Below are 26,233 nucleotides of genomic sequence, written 5' to 3'. Positions count from 1 at the left end.
CATCATGCTTTACACTTCATGGGCAGCTGAGAGGGGATATTGGCGGAAATGAGTGCGGGAGAAATCCATACAGCAATGCAGCGCATTGACAGCCATACGGTGCTTTACGGAGTAATTGGTGACCCCATTCATCATTCCAAGTCGCCAATTATGCTTAATCGCGCTTTTCAGGAAACGGGCATTAACGGTGTTTATTTGGCTTTCCACATTACGGCAGGCGAGCTGTCCGCTTTCGTTAGCGGCGTTAGGGCGATGGGTATTCGGGGAGTGAATGTGACGATTCCTCATAAATTGGATATGATGAAGGAAATGGATGAAATCGACGAAAGCGCGCGAGCGGTAGGGGCGATGAACACCATTGTCAACGATAACGGACGTCTAATTGGCTACAACACGGACGGCATTGGCTACGTTCGTTCCCTTAAGGAAGAGGCGGAGCCGGAGCTTGCCGGGAAAAAGATTGTTGTGATTGGCGCAGGCGGAGCTGCACGCGGCATTGTTTATGCGCTGTCAGGCGAGCAGCCGGAGCGCATTACAATTGCGAACCGCTCGCTCGGCAAGGCTGAGGAGCTGGCTGCAGCGCTGCAGCGCCGCGCAGATATCGCGGCGGTCACGAATGACGAGCTGCGCAAGGTATGCGCGGACGCGGATGTCGTGATCAATACGACATCTTTAGGCATGTATCCGAATGTGGTTGAAAGTCCGCTTGATGCTTCGTGGCTGAAAGAAGGCTGCGTCGCCAGCGATTTAATATATAATCCGCTGCAGACGAAGTTTTTGCAGGATGCTGCGCTTCATGGCTGCCGGACGCATGGCGGTCTGGGCATGTTTATTTATCAAGGCGCATATGCTTTCGAATATTGGACAGGGCAGCCCGCGCCTGTTCAAGCGATGCGCGAAACGGTACTCGCTGCCCTTCAGGGCTAGCAACTTTTTCTTATTACTATTTGAAAGAAGGAACATAGAGCGATGCTTACAGGGAAACAAAAACGTTATTTGCGCGCGATGGCGCATCATTTACAGCCGATTTTTCAGGTCGGCAAAGGTGGAACGAATGACCATCTTATTCGTCATATTAATGAGTCGATTGAGCTGCGCGAGCTGATCAAGCTATCCGTGCTGAACAACTGCATGGACGATCCGAAGGAAATCGGAGTTGAAGTAGCGGCAGCGGCTAAAGCCGAGCTGGTACAGGTTATTGGCAAAACGATTGTGCTATACAAACGCGCATCGGAAGAGAAAAACCGCAAAATCGAGTTGCCAGCTGTCAAAGCGGGACGCTAAGGGCTCGCGAGGAAATGAGTTCTCGCTTTTGCTGGCAAAGTATGCAGCGGAATTTATTTCACCGCAATGACTAAGCGCGAAGTTTACAGACAAGGAGGACTGCGGCTATGCGTAAAATCGGCATTATGGGCGGAACGTTCGATCCCATTCATCTCGGACATCTCATTGCCGCAGAAACAGCGCGTACAAGCTGCGGGCTGGATGAGGTGTGGTTTATTCCCTCGTTTTTGCCTCCGCTCAAAAGCCATGAGCCTGGCGAGCACAGCGAGCTACGGCTGCAGATGGTGCAGGAAGCGATAAGCGGCAATCCCCATTTTCGTGCACTGGATATTGAGCTTGCAAGAGGCGGGCTCAGCTATTCCATCGATACGGTTCTGGAACTGAGGCATTTACATCCGCAGGATTCCTTCTCTTATATAATTGGAGCCGACCGGGTCAATGATTTGCCCGGGTGGCACCGGATTGAGGAACTGGCGGAGCGGGTTGCTTTCATCGGGCTTAATCGGGAAGGCACGGAGGCGGAGTCCGGTGCGCTGCCGGATTCCTTGCAGCAGCGGCTGACGTTTGTGGATATGCCGCCCATCGGCATTTCATCTACGGCGATTCGCGAAGCGATTCAAGCTGGCGGCAGCTTCCGCTATCTCGTACCGGAGGCTGTGTTTCATTTTATTACGAGGAGGGGCCTTTATGGAGCGCGATCAAATGATTGAGTCGGTGAAGGCGCAAATGCCAGAGAAACGCTGGAAGCATACTGAAGGCGTAATGGCAACGGCGGTTCAACTGGCGGTAAGGTTCGGGGAAAATCCGGAGCAGGCTGAGCTGGCGGCAATTTTGCATGACGTGGCGAAATATTGGCCGGTCGACCGCATGGAGAAGGTGCTGCGCGATCAGCAGCTGGCGCCCGAATTGCTGGCACAGGATAAAAATTTATGGCATGCCGAGGTGGGAGCCTGGGTCGCAGAGCATGAATATGGTGTCACAGATGCGCTGGTGCTGGATGCTATTCGCTTCCATACTTCGGGCCGCCTTGCGATGACGCGTCTGGACAAGGTAGTTTGTCTGGCGGATTATATGGAGCCTGGGCGCGATTTTCCCGGTGTCGACGACATTCGCAGGCTGAGCAAGGATAGCTTGGAGCAGGCGCTGCTGGCGGGATTTGATTCGACGATTCTGCTGCTGCTCAAAAAAGGCAAGGCCATTTTTCCACTGACAATAGAAGCACGTAATGGTTTAATAGAAGAGTTAAAAACAGGAGGCTGAGTTATGACGGTACATTCGGAGGAGCTTCTGCAAGCAACGGTTGCTGCAGCGGAAGATAAGAAGGCTATGCGTATTGTAGCTTTGAATTTGCAGGAAATTTCCCTGGTAGCGGATTATTTCGTAATCTGCTCGGGTAATTCGGATACACAGGTACAGGCGATTGTGACGGAAATTCGTAAATCGGCGGAGCAGCGCGGCGTTCGTGTTCGCGGGATTGAAGGCATGGATTCGGCCCGCTGGGTGCTGGTTGACCTTGGCGATGTGGTTGTTCACGTATTCCACCGCGACGAGCGTGACTATTATAATATTGAAAAGCTTTGGTCTGACGCCAAAGTTGTGGAATTCGCATGAGCTTGATTGCCGGTACGACAATAACGTTAAGGGTGGCACGCGAAGTGTCGCCCTACGGCTATTTTTTGACCGATGGCGAATCCGAGGTGCTGATGCATTATACGGAGCTGGTCGGCAGCAAGCCCAAAGTTAACAATGAGGTTGAAGTCTTTATATTTTTTGATACCGAGGATCGACTGGCTGCAACGATGAAGCGTCCGCTGGTGAAGCTCGGCGAGCTGGCACGCCTTAAGGTAGCGGATGTGCACCCGCGGCTGGGCTGTTTTCTCGAAATCGGGCTTGGCCGCCAGCTGCTGCTGCCGCTTTCGGAGCTGCCGGAGAATGTCGATTATCGTCCGCTGCCGGGTGATGAGGTTCACATTGTGCTGGGCCATGACAAAAGCGGCAGACTTATCGCCCGGCTTGCAGGCGAGGATGAGCTTGGGCCGCTCGTATTTGCGGCACCAGATTCTTGGCGCAACCAGTGGATCCATGGCTGGGTAACGAAGTCGCTGCAAATGGGCTCTTTCGTCCTGATTGACGGCGGAGTTGTCGGCTTTGGCGCATATGGTCTTATTCCGGCACCGGATCGCGTGCGCGCGCTTCGTCTTGGCGAGCGGGTATCGGCGCGCATTACCTTTATCCGAGAGGATGGACGGGTGAATCTGTCGATGGGCCAGCAGAAGGAAGTGGGCCGTCTAGAGGATGCCGACCGTCTGCTTGCCTTTTTGAAGGAGCGTCCGGGCGGCGGCATGCCTTATTCCGATGAGACGGAAGCGGGCATCATTAAGCAAAAATTTGGCATCAGCAAATCGGCATTTAAACGTGCGATTGGCAAGCTGATGCGCGAGCGTCTGATTACCCAGAAGGGCAGCTGGACCTATCTAGTGGAAGCGGCTGGAGACAGCGAAGCAGCAGGCGATGCTGTTAATTCGAACAATAGCGAAGCCTCTGCTTCCGAAGGCTCATCTGAGGATTAAGGAGGGCTTTCTAGGTGGAGTCATATGGCGAGTTCGCTGCGGTATACGATGAGCTAATGAGCGACATGCCTTATGAGGATTGGCTTTGGTTCACAGAGCAATGCTGGGAGCGTTATGGCAAGCCTTCTGTTGTTGCCGATCTTGGCTGTGGGACAGGCTCTATCGCGATACCGCTTGCTATGACCGGTATGCAGGTTTACGGCATTGATTTGTCTGAGGATATGCTGAGCGTGGCGCGCAGCAAATGGGATGAGGCGCTTTCTGCCGCCCATGGCGCACGTACAGGCTCAGCCATCTGGCTGCAGCAGGATATGAGGGAATTTGATCTGGGCACGCCTGTGGACGCGGTTATTTCCTTCTGCGACTGCGTCAATTACTTGACGGAGGAAGCGGATGTGATTGCCGCTTTCGAGGCGGCATACGCCGCGCTTCGCCTTGGCGGCGTATTTCTATTCGATGTGCATCCTAAGGCGCAGCTCATTCGCTATGCGGAGGAGCAGCCCTTCGTGCTGGACGAGGACAATGCGGCCTATATTTGGACATGCGAGCTGGACGAGGAGCGCTGCGAAATTGAGCATCATTTGACAATCTTTGCGCATGAAAGCGGAGAGCGGTTTCGCCGCTTTGAAGAAATGCATGTGCAGCGGGCTTATGAGGCGGACTGGATTTCGGAGCAATTGCAGGCGGCCGGGTTCAGCAAGGTCGAGCGTTTTGCCGATTTCAAGCTGCAGCCCCAAGACGAGCGCTCGGAGCGGCTTTTTTTTGCGGCGGTAAAATCTTAATACGGCGTTCTGCTAGAACGCCAAAAGGCTTGCGCAGCCGTATGCTCATCAGGAGCAGAGCGGCTGCGCAAGCCTTTTATTGTGCTCATATTACAGTTGCCTGAGAGGTTGCTGTCGCAATTTCGCTACAGTATGTTGCTCTGCAATCAGAGCTGCGCAGCAGCGTCTGTATGCTCTTCCTCTGCTTCCTCCACCGCTTTATGCGGAGGGACGAAATGGCGGCGGCAGCGGGGCTCGTAGCTCTCCGTATCGCCGATTAAAATGACTGGCCCCAGCGTCGCTGGCTGGCCGTTAATGACGCGCTGCGTGAACGCCGCGTTCGCATCGCCGCATACGGCGCAGAAGGAAGTCAGCTTCACAATTTCGTCGGCAATGGCGAGCAGCCCGCCGATATAGCCAAAGGCTTTGCCGCGGTAGTCCATGTTAAGGCCGTCTACAATGACTTGTTTGCCGTTATAGGCAAGCTCCTCTATAAGAGGGATGATGCTTTTGGAGAAAAACTGCACCTCGTCGAAAGCGACGACGTCGGCATGCTTGGTATCCTGCAAAATGCGCTCCGCCATCTCGGGCGTAAGCTCCTTCGGAATGTTGAAGGCCGGCAGGCGGTAGCCCATGCGGCTAACAATTTCCTCGCTGCCGAACCGATTATCCTCCGCAGGCTTATAAGCTCTGACTTTTTTGCGGCCATATTGGAGCAATTTATGACAGCGCCGTATGAGCTCGCCGGATTTTTCCGAGAACATCGGGCCGATAATGACCGTAATCCAACCTCTATCCATATGGCCTAATTCTCCCTTACACTTGAAATATAAGCATTTATAAGTTTTGCACTTATCATTAGGCTTATATTTCTCGGATTGAAACGTGCTGCGCGGCCAAAGGACGGCGATAGCCGTTTCACCTTGAGTCCATGTGTGCCTGTATCATTTTAGCAGGATTACCCTGCGATGCAATGTGAAGGTTGTATGCTTTTTGAATTACTTGTTTAAAAATTATTCTCGAAGCGCGTCCTTCAAGCGGCTGTTCATGGAAGTACCTGCAGCTGCCCCACGTGCAGCAGCGAGCCGCCATTTTTTAACTTCCTGCTTCAAGCGATCGTTCTCTGCCGCTAATAATTCGATGTTTTCAAGCAGCTCGGGATTCGTATATCCAGCATCCTTAAATAGCTTATGCAGCGCCTCTTGGAGCTGTTCAGGCGATAAAATTTTGTTCATATTAACCTCCGTATCAATTAAAAATGACTCTACCACATCATATCCGTATCTGTTAAAATAGTCGAGTGGCCTAAAACCGGGTCTCATAGATAGGCGTATTTTTTCATTTGACTCCACCTATATATTGATGTAGAATCAAATTCAGCAACTACATCTTGTTGTGAAGCACGGAAAACGACACTTTAAGTCTACTAGCGCAACTGACGCTTTTTCAAGGTCAGAAGCGCTTTTCTATTGCTGATATCCGGTAGGGGAGAGAGAAATATATGCTGGTTGTCTATGATTCCAAGACGGGCAACGTCAAACGATTTATTAACAAATTGAATATGCGCGTTATTCCGATTGAAGAGCAGGAAGCGATTCAGGAGCCATTCGTTCTCATCACGTATACGACAGGCTTTGGACAGGTGCCAGAACGGGTCATGTCGTTTCTGAAGCGCAACAGCAAGCATCTTCGCGGCGTATCCGCCAGCGGCAACCGCAATTGGGGAACGGGCTTTGCCAAAAGCGCAGATACGATTGCCGAGCTATACAATGTCCCTGTTATTTCTAAATTTGAGTTGTCCGGAACGAAATACGATACGGAAAACTTTGTTGAAAGGGTGCGAACCATTGAAGCATATTGAGTTGAATAATGAGCTGATGCAGCGCGGAGCTGACGGCTTTTACCAGTTGGACAAGGATAAAGAGGCAGTAGCAGCATTTATGGAGGAAGTTGAGCAGAAGAGCGTGAAGTTCGCCTCGCTCCAGGAGAAGCTTGACTACTTGATCGGCAATGACTACTACGACAACGTTTTTGACCATTATACATATGAGCAAGTTGAGGCTGTATTTGATTTAACGGCAAACAGCAGCTTCCAGTTTCAGTCGTATATGGCCATTTCCAAGTTTTACAAAGACTATGCCATGAAAACGAATGACAAGCTGCAATATTTGGAGCAATATCCGGACCGCGTTGCGATTGTTGCGCTGCATCTGGGTGAAGGCGACGCAGCAAGAGCACTGCGCATCGCGGAGGCGATGATTGAGCAGCGGCTGCAGCCGGCAACTCCAACCTTCCTTAATGCGGGCAAAAGCCGCCGCGGCGAGATGGTATCCTGCTTCCTGCTGGAAATGGACGATTCGCTTAATTCCATCAACTATGTAATTGGCACGTGCATGCAGCTGTCGAAAATCGGCGGCGGCGTAGCGGTCAACCTCTCGAAGCTGCGCGGACGCGGCGAGCCGATCAAAGGCGTCGAGGGTGCGGCGAAAGGCATCATGCCTGTGCTTAAGCTGATGGAGGATGCATTCTCCTATGCGGATCAAATGGGACAGCGCAAAGGTTCTGGCGCAGGTTATTATAATATTTTTGGCTGGGACGTTATTGAGTTCCTCGATTGCAAAAAAATTAATGCCGATGAGAAAACGCGGATCAAAACGCTGTCGATCGGCCTCATTATACCGAACAAATTTTATGAGCTGGCTGCGCAAAACAAGCCGTTGTACGTCTTCGGACCACATTCCGTCAATAAAGCCTACGGCAAATATTTGGACGATATGGATATGGATGAAATGTACGAGGAGCTGCTTGCGAACGATTTGGTGAAAAAGAAAGTGGTCATGAATGCACGCGACATGATGACGAAAATCGCTTCGATCCAGCTGGAATCCGGCTATCCTTACATTATGAATAAATCGAATGCGAACCGCGTTCATGCGCTTAAAGATGTAGGCGGCGTTAAGATGTCGAACCTTTGCACGGAAATTTTCCAGCTGCAAGAGACGTCGGTTATTAATGACTACGGTACGGATGACCTGATTCAGCGCGATATTAGCTGCAACCTGGCATCGCTGAACATCGTAAACGTCATGGAGCTTAAGAAAATCAAGGAATCGGTTCATGTTGGTATCGAGGCGCTTACAACAGTCAGCGATCTTTCAAATATCGACAACGCCCCAGGCGTGCGCAAAGCGAACGAGGAGCTTCACTCCGTCGGCCTTGGCGCGATGAACCTGAACGGCTATCTGGCGAAAAACCACATCGCTTACGAAAGCGATGAGGCGAAGGAGTTCGCTAGCACGTTCTTCATGATGATGAACTATTATTCGCTAGAGCAAAGTATGGAAATTGCCAAAGAGCGCGGCGAAACGTTCAAGGATTTTGACCGTTCCGAATATGCGAAGGGCACATACTTTGCACGTTATGAAGAGACGGATTACCGTCCGGTCAGCGCTGTGGTGAAAGCTTTGTTCGAAGGCATGGAAATTCCATCCCCTGAGGACTGGACTGCGCTTAAGGCGAAAGTACAGCAGCACGGCCTGTACCACGCTTATCGTCTGGCTATCGCGCCAACGCAAAGCATCTCGTACATTCAAAATGCGACATCGAGCGTTATGCCGATCGTTGAGCATATCGAGACGCGGACATATGCGAACTCGACAACCTATTATCCAATGCCGTTTTTGTCGCAGGACAACTTCTTCTACTACAAATCGGCTTACAATATCGATCAGTTCAAGCTCATTGACCTGATTGCAGAAATTCAGCAGCATGTGGATCAAGGTATCTCCACGGTTCTGCACGTAAACAGCAACGTGACGACTCGGGAGCTTGCCCGCTTCTACATTTACGCAGCCCACAAAGGACTGAAGTCGCTCTATTACACAAGAACGAAACGTCTATCCGTAGAAGAGTGCACAAGCTGCGCGGTTTAACAACAAGATTATAGATTTGCGCAAAAAGATGAGGTTGTGGGGCGGCCGCTTTAGGTGCCGTCACGCAGCCTTTTACAAAGGAGCCTAATATATAATGAAGGCAGTTAACTGGAACCGCCCGGATGATGATTTTACGCTGACGTTCTGGCAGCAGAACGTCATGCAATTCTGGACGGACGAAGAAATCCCTCTATCCGACGATAAAATGGACTGGATGGAAATGAGCGACGCCGAGCGCAGCTTATATAAAAACGTGCTTGGCGGATTGACGCTGCTGGATACGATTCAGGGCGGTATTGGCATGCCGAAGATTTTGGAGCATGTAGATGGCTTGCAGCGCAAAGCGGTGTTGTCCTTTATGTCGATGATGGAGCAAATTCATGCCAAATCGTACAGCAGCATTTTCACGACGCTGGCGTCTACAGAGGAGATCGACGAGATTTTCCAATGGGTAGAGAAAAACGAGCATCTGCAACGAAAAGCGGAGCTTATTTCCTCGTGGTATGAAGGCATTAGCACAAAGCAGGATCTGTATAAAGCAATGGCAGCTTCCGTATTTTTGGAAAGCTACTTGTTCTACAGCGGCTTCTTCTATCCGCTTTATTTGGCAGGTCAAGGCAAAATGACGAGCAGCGGCGAAATTATCGACCTTATTTTGCGTGACGAGAGCATCCACGGCTTGTACGTTGGCGTGCTGGCACAGGAGCTGTTTAACACCTTCACGCCGGAGGAGCAGACTTCGCTTAAGGCTGAGCTGGATCAACTGCTTAACGACCTGTACGAGAATGAGGTTCTTTATACCGATTCGCTGTATTCGCCGCTTGGCCTAGAGGAAGAAGTAAAAACGTATGTGCGTTATAATGCGAATAAAGCGCTGATGAATCTTGGCTTTGACGGTGTGTTCCCCGATGAGCCGGTCAATCCGATCGTATTCAATGGCATCAGCACACACACAAAGCAGCATGATTTCTTCTCCAAAAAAGGCAATGGCTACGTACGGACGATTCACGTCGAGCAATTGAACGACGATGATTTTGTTTTTAACTTTTAGTATAGAATGAATTCGGTGGAGAGAGCCTTGCGAGGTTCATATCTCCACCTTGCTTATACACAAAGAAGCATTCGGCTAGATTAGCCGAGTGCTTCTTTTTTTGAAATATAGGAAAAGATATGATTTTCTCATCCTTTCTCTATATTTCTCGGACTGAAACGTGCCGCGCCGCCAAAGGACGGCTTTCAGCCGTTTCACCTTGTATAAAATTTGATTATCTCCTAACTAAATAATAGAGCGAGCATTATAACATCAAGAAAATTTTTGGTGGCTTCATGCATTAAATATTGCCGCAGCACGCCTTCCTGCTGAAAGCCGAGCTTTTTGAGCACATGGAGCGAAGCGATATTTTCAGGGTGGACCTCGGCTTGGATGCGGCGGGCATGAATATGCTTGTCATTAAAATCCATCACAGCCTGCAGCGCTTCGGACATCATGCCTTTGTTCCAGTAATCCGGCTTAAGGTCATAACCGATCGTAAGCGGATAACGGGGCTCTACCTCAAATTCGCCTCTTGTCGGCATCAGCATAACCGTCCCCATAATAGGTGCGCTGCCTTGCAGCGTAATGCCCCATGGAATGAGTCTGCGCTCCGCGTAGGCCTCATTCCAAGACTCAATCAGCATTTTGCAAGCTTCAATGGAGTCTGGGCCAAGCCAGTCCAAATGCCGAGTCACCTTCATATCCGAATAAAAAGCATGCAAGTCTGCGGCGTCCTGCACAGCCATTTGGCGCAGGGTTAATCTTTTCGTATGTAGAAAAGGGAATGAGGAAAATAAATCGTTGGAGCCCATGCGGTTCACTCGCCTTTTATAGAAGATGGGATGCGAGCCTATCATATCCCAGCTTGCTTAAACGAAAATGAAAAAGCAGCTGCAACCAGCTTGCTATTATTCCTTGCTGCCGATTCGGGATAATGGGCTACCACTCAGTGGGCAATCATGTTACACTATTGGCGGGTGAAAGCTCATCCTAACGCAACTGTTCTGACCGATGAAAAGGGGGAATTCGCGTGGACAACTGCTCAATTATTACGAAGCCAACGCTTCATTTAGTAGGGATTAGTTATTGCGGCCCGTATTCTACTTTTCCGGATGAGGCGATTCGCCTGCAAAGCGAGTTTCTAGCCCGCAAGCATGAGCTGAATACCACGTCGAAGGCACCGCTGCTGTACAGCCCGTATTTTGGCAACGAAGTATTTGCCACTTATTGGGCCTGCTACGAAATGCCGCCGTCAGAGGAAGTGCCGGTTGGCATGGTGCAGTTCACCATCCCAACCCATCGTTATGCGATGGTTGCATCGACGAACAAACGAATTGGAGAAGCCTACGAGCAGCTATTTGCCTGGATGAACGAGCAGGAGCTTGAGAAGCATCAGAGCGCTGTCGCGCTTGAAGTCTTTTATATTCAGGAGCAGCATTTGGAGGAGGAAGCGGTTGAGCTTCTTATTCCGCTTGCCGATTAGAACAAGCTGTGCCAGACAAATTAGAAGCGTTATAATAGGAGAGGAGTCCTGAGCGGGACGCCTCCTTTTTATTTGTTGATAAACATGAACAGGAAGGGGACTGAGGCCAGCATGGTGCCTATTTACATAGTAGATGCGTTTACAAGCAAGGCGTTTGGAGGTAATCCGGCAGCGGTATGTCTGCTGGCGGCACTGAGTGATGAAGGATGGATGCAAAAAGTAGCGGCGGAGATGAATTTGCCCGAGACCGCTTTTGTCGCACCACGCGAGGGCGGTTATGAGCTGCGATGGTTTACGCCTACGCAGGAGGTGGATTTATGCGGACATGCTACGCTCGCGGCTGCTTTCGTATTGTGGAAGACGGACCGGCTGGGGGTGAGTCAGGCGGCAGCCTTTTGGACAAAAAGCGGCGTGCTGACTGTAGAGCTAGGGGAAGATGAGGCGGAGATAACGATGGACTTCCCTTCGGAGCCGCCAGCTCCGGCCAAAGCGCCCGAGGCGCTCATTGAGGGACTTGGGCTCATTCCGCGTTATACGGGACGCAACCGTATGGATTATGTTGTTGAAGTGGACAGTGAGCAGACGGTGCGCGGGCTAAAGCCAGATTTCTCGCAGCTGAGCTTGCTGGATGGGCGGGGTGTCATTGTGACGGCTCGCGCCGAAAGCCAGGCAGCCTATGACTTTGTGTCGCGGGCTTTTTATCCGCAAGGAGGCGTGCAAGAGGACCCGGTGACAGGCTCGGCCCATTGCGCGCTGGCGCCCTACTGGGCGAAGCGGCTGCGTAGGGACGAGCTGGTAGGCTATCAGGCGTCGGCTCGCGGCGGTTTTGTAAAGGTGAAAAATACATTGGATCGCGTTCAATTGAGCGGACAAGCCGTTCTAATGATGCGCGGTGAACTGGAGGAGATTTAACCGATGATGAAACTAAAATGGCAAAGAGAGCAGAAGCAGCAGCTGATTGAGCAGGTACAGCACTATTTTGAGCTGGAGCGTTCGGAGGAAATCGGTACCATTGCAGCGGAGCAGCTGCTTGACCATATGGTTGCGCTGCTCGGCCCGCATGTTTATAATCAGGCGATTCAGGATGCGAGAACGACAGTGGTCGAACGAATGCAAGCGATGGAAGACGAGCTGTATGCGCTGGAGAAAAATGTTTCCGCGCCGCGCGGGGGCTCTCGCAAATAGGCTGAAGGAGTGTTTATGCAAGTGGAAATAAGCAAAGCGAATATGAAATACGACATTATTTTGTTTGATATCGATGATACGCTGCTCGATTATGGGCAGGCGGAGGCACATGCCTTCACAAGCTCCTGCCGGGATTATGCCATAACGCTTGCAGGCAGCGATTACGTGGCGCGTTATCGCAGTATTAACCAGCAGCTTTGGCATGATTATGAGCAGGGAAAGGTGACGCTGGCGGAGCTTAGAGAGGAGCGGTTTAGACGGCTTTTTGCTGAAAATAACCCTCACATCGCGGCAGACGAATTTAGCAGCTGCTATTTGAACTATTTAGGCGAGGGCAGCTTTCTGATCGAAGGCGCTGTAGAGCTATGCAGCAGCCTGCAGGGGCATTGCCGTATGGCGGTTATTACGAACGGCATTCGCGAGGTACAGCTGTCGCGTATTGGCAAAGCGGGGCTGAATGATTTTTTTGAGCATATTATTGTGTCAGAGGAGACGGGATACCAGAAGCCGCATAAGGGCATTTTTGACTATGCGTTCGCGAAGCTGGGAGCAACTGACCCGTCCAAAATTATCATCATCGGCGATTCCTTGACCTCCGATATGCAGGGTGGCATGAACAGCGGCATTGATACATGCTGGTTTAATCCGCACCGGAAGAGCAATACGACGGCGGTTAAGCCGGCTTTTGAAATTCAGCAGCTGTCTGAGCTGCTTTCAATAGTATATGGATAAATCAAACGGCAGATTTTCAGAGGACTGAGGTTCCGCTATTCTGATTTTTGAGGTGATTTGCGGATGTAGGCGGACAGGAAAGCCGTTATAGTCCTCATTATCCCGTCAAAATACCGTTTGTCAGCACATTAGCGTTTCCTGAGTCCGCGGCGCTGCCATAATCCTTGATTTGGTGGAAATAGCGGCTGCTGTGTCCGCCAAGATTATGCGCGAACCTGTCTTTTGGTACGATACATTGAAACATAAGTGCAGCATCGGAGTAGGACACCAGTTTCTGTCCTGCTCCGATGCTGTTTTTTTATGAATATATCAATTATTTTGTAAAACGAACGACTCTGTGCTCATACTGTCCAACAGGAAGTGAACCAGCCGGAACAGCAGCTCCAGACAGGGCGTCAACGCCATCTTGCGGCAGCGTCACATGACCGCCAGCACCATCCATATTAATAATGACCCAGATGACATAACCATCCCCCTGCCTAGGCGCGACAATGGTACCCTCAGTTGCATCAAACCGCAGCGTGACACCCGCTTCATCGGCATAATGCAGCAGCATGCGCCGCAGCAGCGCATCCCCATCATCGCCTTGCGGCATGGAGCCGAGCATCACAAGCTTGCCCTGACCGATGCGTCGCTCGGTAATAAAAGCGGCGCCTGGCGTTAGTCCGCTATGCACGCAGCCGATTGCGGTTGCTCGGTGATCGCTGTCAGCAGCGGATGCGCCAGTCATGTCGTTGCCGCCTAGCGGCTCAAACACCGAGCTCCACATACCAAGCGGGGCCTGAAGGCCGAAGGCTTGTCCGTACGCATTCGTTCCATCCATTGGATAAACGAACGTCGTTTCTACGCCAGCCCGTTCCTCCAGCTTCCCTAAAGCAGCATCGGTGTGCCATGTATGATGCTCCGTTCGGCCGCCCGTAAGCGGACCGACGATCCAGATGCCGCCTTCCCGAACGAAGGCGAGGGCACGGTCAAGGTAGTCCGGCGACAAGTAGGGCACGAATGGCGTCAGCAGCAGCTTGTAGCCGCCGAGCCCACTGCCCTCTGTAATTAAATCGCGATGAATGCCGAGCGCGACCAGCCGGGTATAAAAATCGGTGACGAGCCCGCGATAGTTCAGCTTGCGCAGCGGCTCGGTGCGCAAAAAGGCTTTGGCGCGATCAGAATAGGTCATGGCTAGCTCAGCCTGCATGGGCGAGGTTGCTAGCATGATCTCCTCCAGCTCGCACCGCGCCTGCTCCACCTGCATGACATGGGCATAGCCAATCGTCTTTTTGCCCCAAGCGCTTACCACCGAGCCATGCGGCTGCTCGCTGCCGGCGCGCTGCTGCCGCCACGGCCAATAGCAGAAGCCTCCCGCGCCCAGTGCATAAGCAGCGACTGCTTCAACCTTCACATAACCGGCCGGGTGAGGTGTTGCATAGCTTTCCAGCGAGCCGCTGTAACTGGCGCTCGTCTCCATCACCCAGAACGGCTTGCCGCGCTTGACGTTGCGCCATAAGTCGCAGTTGATCAAGTAGGCAGGCCAATTGATGCTGGACGCATATGTATCATAGGAGCCAAAATCAAGCTGCTGGAACAGCCGCTCAATGTCCACATGGAAGGCGATGCTGCTGTTGTGAGTAATCGGCAGCGCCGAGTAGCGCCGGATGACAGCGATCTGCTCCTCGGCAAATTCCGCAAGCTTCTCCATCGAGAACAGCCGATACATCGTTTGCAGCGAGGCATGATGCAGAAACGGCGTTGCGCCCGGCTGTGGAATTTGATCAAAGCGATTATAATATTCGCTCCATATATGAGTGCCCCAAGCTTCATTTAACTGCTCGATTGTTTCATACCGCTGCTCCAGCCAACCATGCCACTGCTCCAAGCATGCTGCGCACATGCATTCCGCTACATGCGCCTTGAACTCATTATCGAGCTGCCAGCCAATCAACCCCGGCAGTCCACCAAGCTCTTGAGCGAGCCGTTCTATAATGATCGCTGATCGCCCGCGAAAATAGGGGTTGTTCGTGCACGTATGCTGCCGCGACCCATGTCCCAGCGTCTCGCCCTTCTCATTGACGAACAGCCGCTCCGGATGCCCATGCGACAGCCAAATCGGTGGTGTCGCCGTCGGTGTGCACAGGATCGTCTCGATTTCATTTTCGTGCAGCGTCTGAATGATTTCAGCCAAAAAACGGATATCAATCCGATTTTCCTCTGGCTCCAGCCTCGACCAAATAAATTCGCCCATTCGCACGACATTAATGCCGGCTTGCTTCATTAACGCAATATCCTCCGCAAGCACGTCAGCATCCCAAAGCTCAGGATACAGTGCCGCCCCATGATACAGCTTCCCTTCGAGTGGTCCCTTCACCCTAAACTCACGCCTTTCCGTTAAGCTTTACTTTGTACTTTAATAGGCGCTGTGTTGGGCTGGCAATCGGACTTTTTAACAGGGCCATTTTTGGGGCTTGAAACCTTTTGCACAGCTTTGGACTTTCTTGGTGGAACGGCCAAAAACCCCGCAGCAGCGCGGTTCAAGAATGTCTAATTGCGGGAAAACGCGAGCTGCCCTCATACTAAAGCTACACCGCAAACGATTTAGGCCAAGTGAGACAAGTGGGGCAAACGCGGTAGCTTAAAAGTAAACGAACGAAAGCTGGAGGTGAGCGAGGATGAAACAAATGGCGGCTATGCCGGAAGCTAGCAAGCAGCCGTCCCGGGACTATCGTCCAAGCGTGCTGGGGCGGCTGAGGAAAGACAAATGGCTGTACATATTGCTGCTGCCAGGCTTGCTTTATTTTATCGTATTTAAATATGTGCCCATGTGGGGCGTGCTGCTGGCATTCAAAAATTTCCAACCGTTTACCGGATTTTTGAAAAGCGAGTGGGTGGGACTGGAGCATTTTCAGCTGTTTTTTGCCAATCCCGAGTTTTTCATGCTGCTGCGCAATACGCTGCTGCTTTCCTTATACAATTTAGTGTTTTTCTTCCCGGCACCGATTGTGCTGGCGATATTGATGAATGAAGTACGCTTCGCGCTCTTCAAACGCACCGTGCAGACGATGATTTATGTACCGCATTTCATCTCCATGGTCATTGTGGCGAGTATGACGTATGTGTTTCTGACGACGGCCGGAGGCCCGGTCAACGAAATGCTGGAGCAGTATACCGGGCGCAAAATCGAATTTCTCGCCACGCCCGAATGGTTCAAGCCGCTAATCATTATGCAAACCATCTGGAAGGAATGCGGCTGGGGGACGATAATTTTTCTCGCAGCGCTTGCAGGCGTAGATATGGAGCAATACGAGGCCGCTACGATGGATGGCGCGAATCGCTGGAAGCAAATTTGGCATATTACGCTGCCGGCAGTGCGCAGCACGATAGTGATTTTGCTTATTTTACGAATGGGCAACATTCTCGAAAATGGCTTCGAACAAATTTATCTCATGCTGAACCCGCTCAATAGGCAGGCGGCAGAAGTGTTCGATACGTATGTGTACATGATGGGAATCACTCAAGGCGCATTCAGCTACAGTACCGCAGTTGGTCTGTTCAAATCGCTCATCGGCGTCGTGCTTGTCGTCGGGGCGAACTATTTGGCGAAGCGCTTCGGACAGTCGGGGCTGTATTAGACAGTATGGAAGAAGGGGGCCTTGAAAAATGGCTAAGCATTACAATACGGTATCCAGCCGAGTGTTTGATACCGCGAATTATATCGTGCTCAGCGTCTGTGCACTGGCGGCGGTGCTGCCATTTATTTTCGTCATATCGGGCTCGTTCGCAACCGATGCGGAGCTGACCCAGCGTACGGTGTTTCTCATACCGAGGACGTTTTCGCTGGCGGCATATGAATTTATTTTTTCAACGAATACGATTATGAAAAGCATTGGCGTTTCCCTGTTTATCGCTTCATTCGGGACGCTGGTCAACTTGTTTTTCACGGTTACGATGGCTTATCCGCTGGCAAGACGCAATTTGATGGGCCGCAATGTCGTGCTGAATCTCGTCATTTTCTCGATGCTGTTCAGCGGCGGCATGATTCCAACATATTTGGTCATTCGCGAGCTAGGGATGCTCGACTCCTACTGGGCGCTCATTATACCGGGGGCGATTAGCGCCTTCAACCTGATCATTATTAAAAACTTTTTCCAGGAGCTGCCGCCGGGGCTGGAGGAAGCGGCGCGCATTGACGGCTGTACGGAGCTGGGGCTGCTGTGGCGCATCGTTTTGCCGTTGTCGAAGCCGGTCCTTGCAACCTTTGCCCTGTTTTATGCAGTGGGCCATTGGAATGATTTTTTCACGGCGCTGCTGTATATTAATGATCCGCAAAAATGGCCGCTTCAAGTGCTGCTGCGCCAAATTGTCCTGCTGTCTCAGGCAGCGGCAGGCGACATCAATGCGATGGACCCGTCCTTCGTCAAGCCGCCCGACCAATCGATCAAGATGGCGGTAATCGTCGTCGGCACTGTGCCGATCCTGCTCGTCTATCCGTTTTTGCAAAAGCATTTTGCCAAGGGCGTGCTCATTGGCTCAATTAAGGGCTAATCGCGAATACACGGCTTAGGGAAGTATCCATGAGGCAACACAAACAAGCCGATTTAGCGAGCAAGCAGCTGGCGGTTTGGTATTTTACCATATATGATAAATGATTAAGGGAGGCGTCAGCAATGAGAAAGAAAGAAGGAAAGAGAAAGCGTTTGCTGCCTATGCTGCTCGTTGGGACAATGGCGGGAGCGGTAATTGCAGGCTGCTCGCAGCAAGGGGAGAATGCGGAAGGTAGCGCAGGAGGTGCGTCTGCTGCACCAGCTGGTACAGCAGGGGAAAGCCCAGCAGCAGAGAAGGCGCTACAGCTCAATATCATGCTGCCGATTTTTAAGACGAATTTCCCGAAGGATGATAGTCCGGTAGCAGCAGAGATCGAGAAACGGACGAATACCGACATTCATTTTGAGTGGGTGCCGAACGCTTCTTATACGGATAAATTTAATATTACGCTCGCCTCGGGCAAGCTGCCGGATATTATGTATGTGCCGGATGTGAAGTCCCCTAGCTTCGTTAATGCTGCGAAATCCGGCGCGTTTTGGGAAATCGGGCCTTATTTGAAGGATTATAAAAATTTGAGCCAGGCGAACCCGGTCATTTTAAACAACTCCTCTGTTGATGGCAAAAACTACGGGCTGTACCGCGGCCGTCCGCTTGGTCGCAATGGGGTATTTTACCGCAAGGATTGGCTCGATGCTGTTGGCCTCCAAACGCCGCAAACGATTGATGATTTTTACAACATGCTGAAGGCGTTCAAGGAGAAGGACCCAGACAAAAACGGCAAGGATGATACGTACGGCATGGTTATGGTCAAGTGGACGGGCCAGTGGGCGAGCGGCTTCGATACGATCAAGCTGTGGTTTGGGTCACCGAACAAATGGGGCGAGCGGGACGGCAAGCTCATTGTTGATTATGAAACGCCTGAATATTTGGAAGCGCTTAAATTCATGAAAAAGCTGTACGATGAAAAGCTGATTAATCAGGATTTTGCCATTATGGATTCAGCAAAATGGAATGATCCGCTTGTTAATAATCAGGCTGGCGTCATTGTGGACGTCGTGGACGGCGCGGCGCGGGCTGATGATAAAATTCATGCTGCGCTTGCGGCAGCGGGCAAAGACCAGCCGGATGTGCATTATATGGATGTGTTTGGCGGAGTGAAAGGAACGGATGGGCAGGTACGCACCTTGCCAACTTCCGGTTTTGCTGGCTTGCTGGCCTTCCCGAAATCGTCCATTAAAACCGAGGAGGAGCTGAAGCAAATCCTCAAGTTTATGGATCAATTGAGCGAACCGGAAATGCAGACGCTGCTAGGCTACGGCATTGAGAACACGCATCATACGATAGTGGATGGCGCACTTGTGCCAAGCAAGGATCCAGCGCTGCTCGAATCCGAGGTCGAGGGATTGAATCAGATGCTCAGCTTTATTCCAGAGGATAAGTCGACGAAGGTGAAGCAGACGCCGCTGCGTATTAAGCAGTTGGAGGTGCAGAAGGAAAATGAGCAGCTTATCGTGATGAACCCGGCAGAGCCTTTTATTTCTGATGTTTATACGCTTAAGGGCGCCCAGCTGGACAATATTATGAATGATGCCCGGATTAAGTTTATCGTCGGCCAAATCGACGAGGCTGGTTTTAAAGACGCGATTCAGCTGTGGAAAACGAGTGGCGGCGATGATCTGAGCAAGGAAATGAACGAGCTGTTTGCAGCAAGTAAATAGCTGGCTGCTGGCCGATTGGGGCAGGGCGATAGGCAGAGGAACCGCGGATAGCAGCGGTCTTCTGTCTTTTCCTGTTCGGGTCGGTTCCAGTATATATGCTAAATAAATAAAATGAAGCGTGATTGGCAGGAAATTCAGCCTGCTTAGCGAATGCGTTTACAAAGGGGATTCGTTGGAAGCTCCTAATTTTCAGCTAGTGGGTGAGCTCATGATCAAAAGAATGAAAGCCAGGCTTATGCCGGGGGCGGGGATGACAGCGGGTCCGAAAGGAAGATTTTATCGCAAAAATCTTATTTTGCTGCTCGTCGTTTGCAGCATTCCGGGACTGATTACCGGGGCGCTCGTTTATTTTTTGGCTGGGGGCATACTGGAGGACCGCTTGCTGGAGCAGCATAATGAGCAAATTGAGCAGCGGGCGCAAAGCATTGACGAGCAGTTGACGAATTTGGAGCTGATGCTGTCGCATTGGGCATTCGATTCCAAGTTCGATTACACGCTTGGCAATCGGGACTATGTGCAGCAGTTCGAGAAGGCGCGTGACATTACGAAGACGCTGCTGGTCATGCAGGGCTCCAATACGATGAACAAGCAGGTCGGGCTGTATCTTGGCGGGGAGCAGCATGTGCTGTTCGGACCGGAATATGGCGTGCTGCAAGGAGATGGACAGGAGGCTGCCTATGAAGGCCTGCTTCAATCGGATAAAGTAGCTTATTGGACACAGGTTGCCTTTGACACGGACCGTCCGTCCTATAAGGAGCTGACACTTGTGCATTACGTTCCTGGAGGCAGCCTGCATCCGTTCGGAGCACTGCTTATTAGACTTGATAATGACAAGGTGAGCGAAATGCTGCGGACGATGACGCCAGGTGAAGGCGGAGAAACGTATTTGATGCAGGATAATGGAGAGCTGTATGCGTCAACGAGCGGGAATGACAGAAATTCTGAATTTGTAAGCGCTTTAAATGAGGCGGTTGCAGCTGAAGTTTCGCATAAAGGCTCCTTTTTGTTCCGGTTCAGCGAGAGCGGCATGACGTATGCGGTTTCCTATGGCAAGCTGTCCCGGATTGCAGACAACTGGACTTATGTATCTGCTTCGCCGATTACGGGCATTACCGAGCCGGTGATCGTCGTATCGAAAAGCATTGTTGCGGCCAGCCTTGGCGCCTTGCTGCTTGCTGCTATTCTGGCGTGGCTTGCCTCGCGCAGCATATATTCCCCGGTCAATCGCTTGATGACGGTGCTGCGGGAGCGAAGCGCGCCAGCAGGCAAGCCGGAATGCGAATTTACATGGATCGAGCGGCAGTGGCAGCATTTGCACCGGGAAAGCGAGGAGCTGCATGCGAAGCTTTCGGAGCAGCTGCCTCATGTGAAGGAGAGCTTTCTGCACCAGCTGCTGCAAGGCTATTTGGCGGATTACTCCGAAGGGGAGCTGCTTCGCCGAATGGAGCGTTACAAATGGCGGGTGGAGCCTGGCACGCATTATATGGTGCTTTATATGAAGCTGACTGGAATTGCTAATTTGGAGGGCAAATTCAAATATGGCGATGAGGGGCTGGCGACGTTTGCGGCGGTCAATATGATGGAGGAGCTGGCGGCAAAATATTTTGAGCAGAGCAACACGATTAACTTTCATAATTTAGCAGCTGGCTTGCTTATTATTGTGCCGGAAGGGCGCTCATATCGCGAGGAGCTGCATACATTCAGTGAAGCAGCGATGCAGGCGTTCAACCAAATTCTTAATATGCGGGCGACGATCGCGATCAGCCCGGATACAGCGAGCATAACAGAGATTCCGCATCTGTTCGAGGAGACGAAGCATGCGGTCAGCTTCCGGCGCTACGATCAGGAAAATCAAATTATTGATATGGAGCAGCTGGAGGAGCAGGGCAGCGCAGCGTCGGAGCCAGCCTATCCATTTACGCTGGAGCGTGAGTTTATACAGGCGCTCCGTACGGGGCGTGAAGCTGAGGCATATGAGCTGCTCGAGCAGTTTCTGCAGGCATTGTCCAGCGAAGAGGCGAAGGAAATGGATGTGCAGCAGGGCATGCTGCATTTGCTCGGTTCCGTCCAGCATGCCATTATGGTGTCGGGCATCTCCCCGAACCGCTTGTTCAAGGGAGCAAACCGTTATGAGCAGCTGTCGCAAATCCGCGAGCCGGAGCTGCTGCTGGATTGGTTCCGCGGCATGATTGCCGCTCCGTTTCTTAGGGAGCTGGGCGAGCGGACGAATGCTGGGGTGAAGCGGCAGATCGAGCATGCGATGCTGTATTTGCAGCAGCATTATATGAGCGATATTTCTCTCGACAGCTGTGCGGAGCATATCGGCATGAACCCTTTTTTCCTAAGCAAGTCGTTTAAGCAGGTGACCGGGAAAAATTTTATCGACTATTTGACCGGGCTGCGGATGGATAAAGCGAAGGAGCTGCTGCGCGAATCGGTGCTGAAAATCAATGACGTTGCCGAGCAGGTCGGCTATCAGCACAGCTATTTCAACCGTATTTTCAAAAAGCTGGAGGGCATGACGCCAAGCCGCTACCGCGAGCTGAGTCAGGCGGAGTAGCCAAGCAGAGGTAGGAGGCAGACTAGGTAGAGGCCGCAATGCTGGAACTGGCATTAGTCTCTGCCTGCAGCTATAGCAATAAAGTTCAAGCCTTTGCAAGAAAGTGCAAGCTTTGAAAAGGGCCGCTGTCGGTATTTGATTGGGGCAGCTAAGTGGCATATATGGCATAATGCTCACGGAGCAAAAAAGTATCATTGCCCGCAAACGACCATCCTTCTAGTATAGAAAGCAGCTTAGAGGAAAGAGGTGCTGGCAATGAGTGTCAAGCTAAAATGGCTCGGTAAACAGGCGGCTGCGCCTGTCGGTTTAACATGGGGTGTTCCTTGGAAGGAAGGCGAACTGCTTCGCGGCGATTCGCTTGTTCTGCATAGCGAGGTTGCAGGCATGGAAAATGTGGCAAGCGCTTCCGCGCTGCCAATGCAAAGCTGGCCTACCGCTTTTTGGCCGGATGGCAGCATCAAATGGTCCGCCCATGCGGCGGTCGGCTCCAGCGATTCTGGCAGCTTTCAGCTGGGATTGGCAAAGCAGGCAGCGGCACCGGTGCAGGAGCTTGATGCGGCAGCGGAAGGTGAGCAGCCGATCCTAAAAGTAGTGACAACCGATGAGTCGATCATCGTAGATACAGGAGTTATCGTTTGTACGTTCCCGCGAAGCGGCAGGGGCGTAATCCGCAGCATTAAGCGCGGGGAGCAGGAGCTGTGCAGCGGTGGCGATTTGGTGTGCTTGAAGGAAAGCCGCAATCAGCTGCATGGCGCTTTGACGCTGCGGGAGGAGCCGTTTCACGGCTTTGTTCATACGGCGGTTGTCGAGCAGGACGGACCGGTCAGGTCGGTTATTAAACTGACGGGCAAGCATCGCGCGAGCTACAATTTGAGCCAAAGTGCTGACCCGAATAAGCCCAATCAGCAAAACGTAGTCAGGGTCAGCCCAAGCCGCGAATGGATACCGTTCACGCTGCGCTTTTATTTGTATGCAGGGCTGGACGCGATTCGCCTCGTTCATACGTTTTTTTATGACGGCAATCCACATGCGGATTACATAAAAGGGCTGGGACTGTCGCTCGCTGTACCGATGCGCGGTCCGCTTTACAATCGGCATGTCCGGCTGGCGGGCAATGACGGCGGTTTTTTGCGGGAATCGCCGAAGTCGCTGCATACACGGCGGACGAAAGGGAAGTACCGCGAGCTGTTTGAACGGCAGGCGGCGGGAGAAGCAGTTGCTTTTGATGCGGAAGAGGATGCTTATTTTCTCGGACTGCTGGAAAATTCGGCGGTCTGGGATGATTTCAAGCTGGTGCAGCATTCAGCGGATCACTATGTGGTGACGAAGCGCACGAAGGCGCAGTGCTGCTGGTTGAAAGCGGGAGAGGGAAGCCGTGCGGAAGGGCTTGCCTACATCGGAAGCGAGGGCGGCGGCCTAGCTGCAGGTATGCGGAATTTTTGGAAAAAGCATCCGGCCTCGCTGGAGCTTCGCCATACGGCTACGTCATCGGCCGAGCTGAATGTATGGTTCTGGTCGCCTGATGCGCCGGCGATGGATTTGCGGCATTATGACACACAAACGTACGTGGAGTCGGCTTATGAGGGCTCAGAGGAGCTTCGAGCTACGCCATACGGCATTGCCAATACGAATGAGCTGACGCTTTGGTGCACGGCGGCTACGCCGGATGAAGAGGGACTGGCGCATAGGCTGGCAGAAAATCAGTCGCCTGCCCAGCTTGTGTGCGAGCCGGAGTATTTGCACGAGGCACGCGCCTTCGGCATTTGGAGCCTGCCGGATCGCAGCACCGCTGCAAAGGAACAGCTGGAGGAGCGGCTGGACGGCATTATTGCTTTTTATCAGGCTGAGGTGGAGCAGCGCCGTTGGTACGGCTTTTGGGATTTTGGCGATTTTATGCACAGCTATGATCCGGTCCGTCATGTGTGGAACTACGATCTTGGCGGCTGTGCATGGCAAAATTCAGAGCTGGTGCCGAATATGTGGCTGTGGCTCATGTTCATGCGCAGCGGGCGAGAGGATATTTTTCGTTTGGCTGAGGCGATGACGCGGCATACGAGTGAGGTGGATGTATACCATTTTGGCGAATATGCCGGGCTTGGCTCGCGGCATAACGTGGTCCATTGGGGCTGCGGCTGCAAGGAGGCGCGCATTGCGATGGCGGGGCTGCACCGCTATTACTATTATTTGACCGCCGATGAGCGCATTGGCGATATGCTTGATGAGGTGAAGGACGCCGATTACAGCACGGTGGTGCTGGACCCGATGCGCGCTTATTTTCCGAAGGACGAGCATAGGACTCATATTCGCGTCGGGCCGGATTGGGCCGCGTTCAGCTCAAACTGGATGACGCGCTGGGAGCGCTTCGAGGATACGGCATACCGGGATAAAATAGTAACCGGCATAAACAGCATCAAGCAGGCGAAATACCGGCTCATCTCCGGGCCGACGTATGGCTATGACCCTGCGACTAATGTGCTTACGCCGTTTGGCGAAGACAACTATGGCCGCCATTTGGCCATATGCATGGGTGCGCCGCAGGTGTGGTTTGAGCTGGCGATGATGCTGAAGGACCCGGAATGGGAAGATATGATGGGCGAGTTAGGCGTTTATTACAACTGGACGCAGGAGCAAAAGGATGAGCTGACGGGCGGAGAAATAAGCGACAGCCGCTTTGAGCATCCGGTTCTTAGCATTGCCATTACCGCCTATGGCGCTTTCCGCCGCCAAGATGCCGCAACTGCGGCGTTTGCCTGGCAGACGCTGCTGGGCAATGCTTTTGCCCGCACGGATTTGCTGGGAGAGGCCGTTCTTGTCCAAAACATCCGCAGCATGAAGGAAATCGACTGGATTAATACGAATGAGGCGGCCCAGTGGTCGCTGAATACGATCATTAGCCTGGAGCTGATTCCAGAGGCGCTGCCTGCTATGGAGAAGGAGCTGAGCGAACGATGATTCCAGCGAGCTGGAAGCTGATCTATGACAATCCGCTGCGCACCGCGGAGGATATAAACGGTTTCCGCGCGGAGGGGGATGCGCAACTTTCCTTTCCGCAGCAGCGGCTGCGTCTAGCCAGTGCCCGGGATGAGGCAGAAGGCCAGCAGGCAAACTTTGTATTGTGGTGCCCGCATCATTTTCCAGCTGATGTGGCCATCGCTTGGGATTTTCGCCCGATAGCGGAGCCGGGGCTGGCGATTTTGTTTTTTGCGGCGGAGGGGCGCCGCGGGGAGGATTTGTTCGATTGTGCGCTTGCTGCGCGAAACGGCCCCTATGAGCAATATCATCACGGCGATATAAATGCGCTGCACTTGGCTTATTTTCGCAGACGCTGGCCGGAGGAACGGCAGTTCCATACTTGCAATTTGCGCAAAAGCTACGGTTTTCATCTCGTGGCGCAAGGCGCCGATCCGCTGCCGGGGACGGCTGATTGCGCTGAAAGCTATCGCATGCTGCTTGTGAAGCGGGGCGGCAGCATTTATTTTTCCATTAATGAGCTGCCTATTCTGGAATGGAAGGATGACGGCGAGGCTTATGGCCCGCTGCTCGGGGCTGGAAAAATCGGATTTCGGCAAATGGCGCCGCTCGTTGCGGAATACGCCAATTTAAAAGTATATGGGGAGGAATAACGATGACGTCTATCCTGCTTTGTTTTCCACAGGGCAAGCATAAAGCATTGACAATGAGCTATGACGATGGCGTGAACGCTGATAAGCGCCTCGTAAATATTTTTAACCAGCATGGTATTAAAGGCACGTTCCATATTAATGGCGGGCTGTTCGGCACGGGGCGCAGGCTGATGGAGCAGGAGGCAGTGAAGCTTTACGACGGCCACGAGGTTTCCGCTCATACGCTAACCCATCCGACGATTGCCCGGTGCCCGGCTGAGCAGATTGTGCATGAGGTGATGGAGGATCGCAAACGGCTGGAGCAATTGTTCGGGTATGCCGTTAGAGGGATGTCTTATCCGAATGGTTCGTTCAGTCCAGCGATTAAGACGATGCTGCCCTCACTCGGCATTGAATATGCGCGGGTTGTACAGACGACAGGAGGCTTTGGCCTGCCAGACGATTGGCATGAATGGAAGGCGACCTGCCACCATAATGATCGTATGATGGAACATGCGGAGACGTTTGCGGAACTGCACAAAACGCAATATTTGTATCTCATGTACGTATGGGGTCACAGCTACGAGTTTGATGACCAAGGCAATTGGGAGCTGATGGAGCAGTTTTGCGAATATATCGGGGGCCGGGAAGATATTTGGTATGCAACGAATAAGGAGATTGTCGATTATATAAAAGCGTATGAGCGTCTGCAATTTTCAGCTGGTTTAACGTTTGTGGAAAATCCGAATGCGCAAAGCATCTGGCTTAGCGTCGACGGTGTAAAGCTCGAGGTTGCAGGCGGCAGCCGCGTATCCCTTATAGGAAGCAAGGAGGAATAAC

26 protein-coding genes are annotated in these 26,233 nt (G+C 52.1%); 21 read left to right on the top strand and 5 right to left on the bottom strand.

Annotation, left to right across the window (positions count from 1 at the left end):
• Positions 1-48 precede the first annotated feature (48 nt).
• From aroE to ACSR9A_RS23825, 7 genes are all read left to right on the top strand, one after another.
• The gene (gene aroE, locus ACSR9A_RS23855) at positions 49-927 is read left to right on the top strand and encodes a shikimate dehydrogenase (protein ID WP_473759950.1); all 879 of its coding nucleotides are present in this window, start codon (positions 49-51) and stop codon (positions 925-927) included.
• A gap of 42 nt (positions 928-969) precedes the next feature.
• Positions 970-1,284, top strand: coding sequence for a ribosome assembly RNA-binding protein YhbY (yhbY, locus tag ACSR9A_RS23850; protein WP_046229655.1), 315 nt, complete (start codon positions 970-972; stop codon positions 1,282-1,284).
• Positions 1,285-1,391: 107 nt separating this feature from the next.
• Positions 1,392-1,994, top strand: a complete 603-nt coding sequence (gene nadD / locus ACSR9A_RS23845) for a nicotinate-nucleotide adenylyltransferase (protein ID WP_473759949.1) — start codon at positions 1,392-1,394, stop codon at positions 1,992-1,994.
• A complete protein-coding gene (yqeK, locus tag ACSR9A_RS23840) occupies positions 1,972-2,544 on the top strand; it encodes a bis(5'-nucleosyl)-tetraphosphatase (symmetrical) YqeK (RefSeq protein WP_473759947.1) in 573 nt (190 codons plus the stop codon). The genes nadD and yqeK overlap by 23 nt, the downstream gene beginning before the upstream one ends.
• A gap of 3 nt (positions 2,545-2,547) precedes the next feature.
• Entirely contained in the window at positions 2,548-2,895 is a 348-nt protein-coding gene (rsfS, locus tag ACSR9A_RS23835) for a ribosome silencing factor (RefSeq protein ID WP_341281997.1), read from the top strand.
• On the top strand, positions 2,892-3,854 hold the full coding sequence (locus ACSR9A_RS23830) for a CvfB family protein (RefSeq protein ID WP_473759945.1): 963 nt from the start codon (positions 2,892-2,894) through the stop codon (positions 3,852-3,854). The genes rsfS and ACSR9A_RS23830 overlap by 4 nt, the downstream gene beginning before the upstream one ends.
• A 14-nt stretch (positions 3,855-3,868) precedes the next feature.
• A complete protein-coding gene (locus ACSR9A_RS23825) occupies positions 3,869-4,636 on the top strand; it encodes a class I SAM-dependent DNA methyltransferase (protein WP_473759943.1) in 768 nt (255 codons plus the stop codon).
• Positions 4,637-4,782: 146 nt separating this feature from the next.
• Here the strand turns inward: ACSR9A_RS23825 and ACSR9A_RS23820 are convergent, their stop codons facing one another.
• Both ACSR9A_RS23820 and ACSR9A_RS23815 read right to left on the bottom strand, forming a co-directional pair.
• On the bottom strand, positions 4,783-5,415 hold the full coding sequence (locus ACSR9A_RS23820; RefSeq protein WP_473759941.1) for a thymidine kinase: 633 nt from the start codon (positions 5,413-5,415) through the stop codon (positions 4,783-4,785).
• Positions 5,416-5,628: 213 nt separating this feature from the next.
• Complete coding sequence (locus tag ACSR9A_RS23815) at positions 5,629-5,850, bottom strand: hypothetical protein (protein ID WP_473759939.1); 222 nt, start codon at positions 5,848-5,850, stop codon at positions 5,629-5,631.
• A 266-nt stretch (positions 5,851-6,116) separates the two neighbouring features.
• On the opposite strand from ACSR9A_RS23815, the gene nrdI reads away from it, so the two are divergent.
• The 3 genes from nrdI to nrdF all read left to right on the top strand — a co-directional run bounded on the left by nrdI (position 6,117) and on the right by nrdF (position 9,598).
• Positions 6,117-6,476 (top strand): class Ib ribonucleoside-diphosphate reductase assembly flavoprotein NrdI, encoded by a 360-nt coding sequence (gene nrdI / locus ACSR9A_RS23810; protein WP_341282002.1) that lies wholly within the window; start codon positions 6,117-6,119, stop codon positions 6,474-6,476.
• Positions 6,463-8,547 (top strand): class 1b ribonucleoside-diphosphate reductase subunit alpha, encoded by a 2,085-nt coding sequence (gene nrdE, locus ACSR9A_RS23805; RefSeq protein ID WP_473759937.1) that lies wholly within the window; start codon positions 6,463-6,465, stop codon positions 8,545-8,547. The genes nrdI and nrdE overlap by 14 nt, the downstream gene beginning before the upstream one ends.
• 94 nt (positions 8,548-8,641) lie before the next feature.
• A complete protein-coding gene (gene nrdF / locus ACSR9A_RS23800) occupies positions 8,642-9,598 on the top strand; it encodes a class 1b ribonucleoside-diphosphate reductase subunit beta (protein ID WP_473759935.1) in 957 nt (318 codons plus the stop codon).
• A gap of 221 nt (positions 9,599-9,819) precedes the next feature.
• Here the strand turns inward: nrdF and ACSR9A_RS23795 are convergent, their stop codons facing one another.
• On the bottom strand, positions 9,820-10,392 hold the full coding sequence (locus tag ACSR9A_RS23795) for a GNAT family N-acetyltransferase (RefSeq protein ID WP_473759933.1): 573 nt from the start codon (positions 10,390-10,392) through the stop codon (positions 9,820-9,822).
• A 218-nt stretch (positions 10,393-10,610) separates the two neighbouring features.
• Here ACSR9A_RS23795 and ACSR9A_RS23790 point away from each other — a divergent pair, with 218 nt between their 5' ends.
• The 4 genes from ACSR9A_RS23790 (at position 10,611) to ACSR9A_RS23775 (ending at position 12,980) form a co-directional block, all read left to right on the top strand.
• Positions 10,611-11,063, top strand: coding sequence for a GyrI-like domain-containing protein (locus tag ACSR9A_RS23790; protein WP_341282006.1), 453 nt, complete (start codon positions 10,611-10,613; stop codon positions 11,061-11,063).
• 111 nt (positions 11,064-11,174) lie between these two features.
• Positions 11,175-11,975, top strand: a complete 801-nt coding sequence (locus ACSR9A_RS23785; RefSeq protein WP_473759931.1) for a PhzF family phenazine biosynthesis protein — start codon at positions 11,175-11,177, stop codon at positions 11,973-11,975.
• Positions 11,976-11,978: 3 nt separating this feature from the next.
• Positions 11,979-12,248, top strand: a complete 270-nt coding sequence (locus tag ACSR9A_RS23780) for a DUF2164 domain-containing protein (protein ID WP_473759929.1) — start codon at positions 11,979-11,981, stop codon at positions 12,246-12,248.
• Positions 12,249-12,290: 42 nt separating this feature from the next.
• Positions 12,291-12,980 carry a YjjG family noncanonical pyrimidine nucleotidase gene (locus ACSR9A_RS23775; protein WP_473760249.1) on the top strand — a complete coding sequence of 230 codons (690 nt, stop codon included), beginning with the start codon at positions 12,291-12,293 and terminating at the stop codon, positions 12,978-12,980.
• Positions 12,981-13,077: 97 nt separating this feature from the next.
• Here ACSR9A_RS23775 and ACSR9A_RS23770 read toward each other — a convergent pair whose 3' ends face one another.
• Together ACSR9A_RS23770 and ACSR9A_RS23765 are read right to left on the bottom strand one after the other, a co-directional pair.
• Entirely contained in the window at positions 13,078-13,248 is a 171-nt protein-coding gene (locus ACSR9A_RS23770) for a hypothetical protein (protein ID WP_473759928.1), read from the bottom strand.
• 45 nt (positions 13,249-13,293) lie between these two features.
• Positions 13,294-15,339, bottom strand: a complete 2,046-nt coding sequence (locus ACSR9A_RS23765) for a beta-galactosidase (RefSeq protein ID WP_473759926.1) — start codon at positions 15,337-15,339, stop codon at positions 13,294-13,296.
• A 301-nt stretch (positions 15,340-15,640) separates the two neighbouring features.
• Here ACSR9A_RS23765 and ACSR9A_RS23760 point away from each other — a divergent pair, with 301 nt between their 5' ends.
• The 7 genes from ACSR9A_RS23760 (at position 15,641) to ACSR9A_RS23730 (ending at position 26,232) form a co-directional block, all read left to right on the top strand.
• Entirely contained in the window at positions 15,641-16,600 is a 960-nt protein-coding gene (locus ACSR9A_RS23760; RefSeq protein WP_445933810.1) for an ABC transporter permease, read from the top strand.
• A gap of 28 nt (positions 16,601-16,628) precedes the next feature.
• Complete coding sequence (locus ACSR9A_RS23755) at positions 16,629-17,513, top strand: carbohydrate ABC transporter permease (protein ID WP_341282010.1); 885 nt, start codon at positions 16,629-16,631, stop codon at positions 17,511-17,513.
• Between the two features lie 122 nt (positions 17,514-17,635).
• Entirely contained in the window at positions 17,636-19,231 is a 1,596-nt protein-coding gene (locus ACSR9A_RS23750) for an extracellular solute-binding protein (RefSeq protein ID WP_473759924.1), read from the top strand.
• 208 nt (positions 19,232-19,439) lie between these two features.
• Positions 19,440-21,791, top strand: a complete 2,352-nt coding sequence (locus tag ACSR9A_RS23745; RefSeq protein WP_473759923.1) for a helix-turn-helix domain-containing protein — start codon at positions 19,440-19,442, stop codon at positions 21,789-21,791.
• A 255-nt stretch (positions 21,792-22,046) separates the two neighbouring features.
• Complete coding sequence (locus ACSR9A_RS23740) at positions 22,047-24,743, top strand: exo-rhamnogalacturonan lyase family protein (protein ID WP_473759922.1); 2,697 nt, start codon at positions 22,047-22,049, stop codon at positions 24,741-24,743.
• Complete coding sequence (locus ACSR9A_RS23735) at positions 24,740-25,414, top strand: DUF1961 family protein (protein WP_473759920.1); 675 nt, start codon at positions 24,740-24,742, stop codon at positions 25,412-25,414. Before ACSR9A_RS23740 ends, ACSR9A_RS23735 begins: the two co-directional genes overlap by 4 nt.
• 2 nt (positions 25,415-25,416) lie before the next feature.
• Entirely contained in the window at positions 25,417-26,232 is an 816-nt protein-coding gene (locus tag ACSR9A_RS23730) for a polysaccharide deacetylase family protein (RefSeq protein WP_473759919.1), read from the top strand.
• Position 26,233 lies beyond the last annotated feature (1 nt).

The organism is Paenibacillus sp. R-74696 (assembly GCF_055814915.1).
This window is presented reverse-complemented; position numbering and strand designations above follow the sequence as displayed.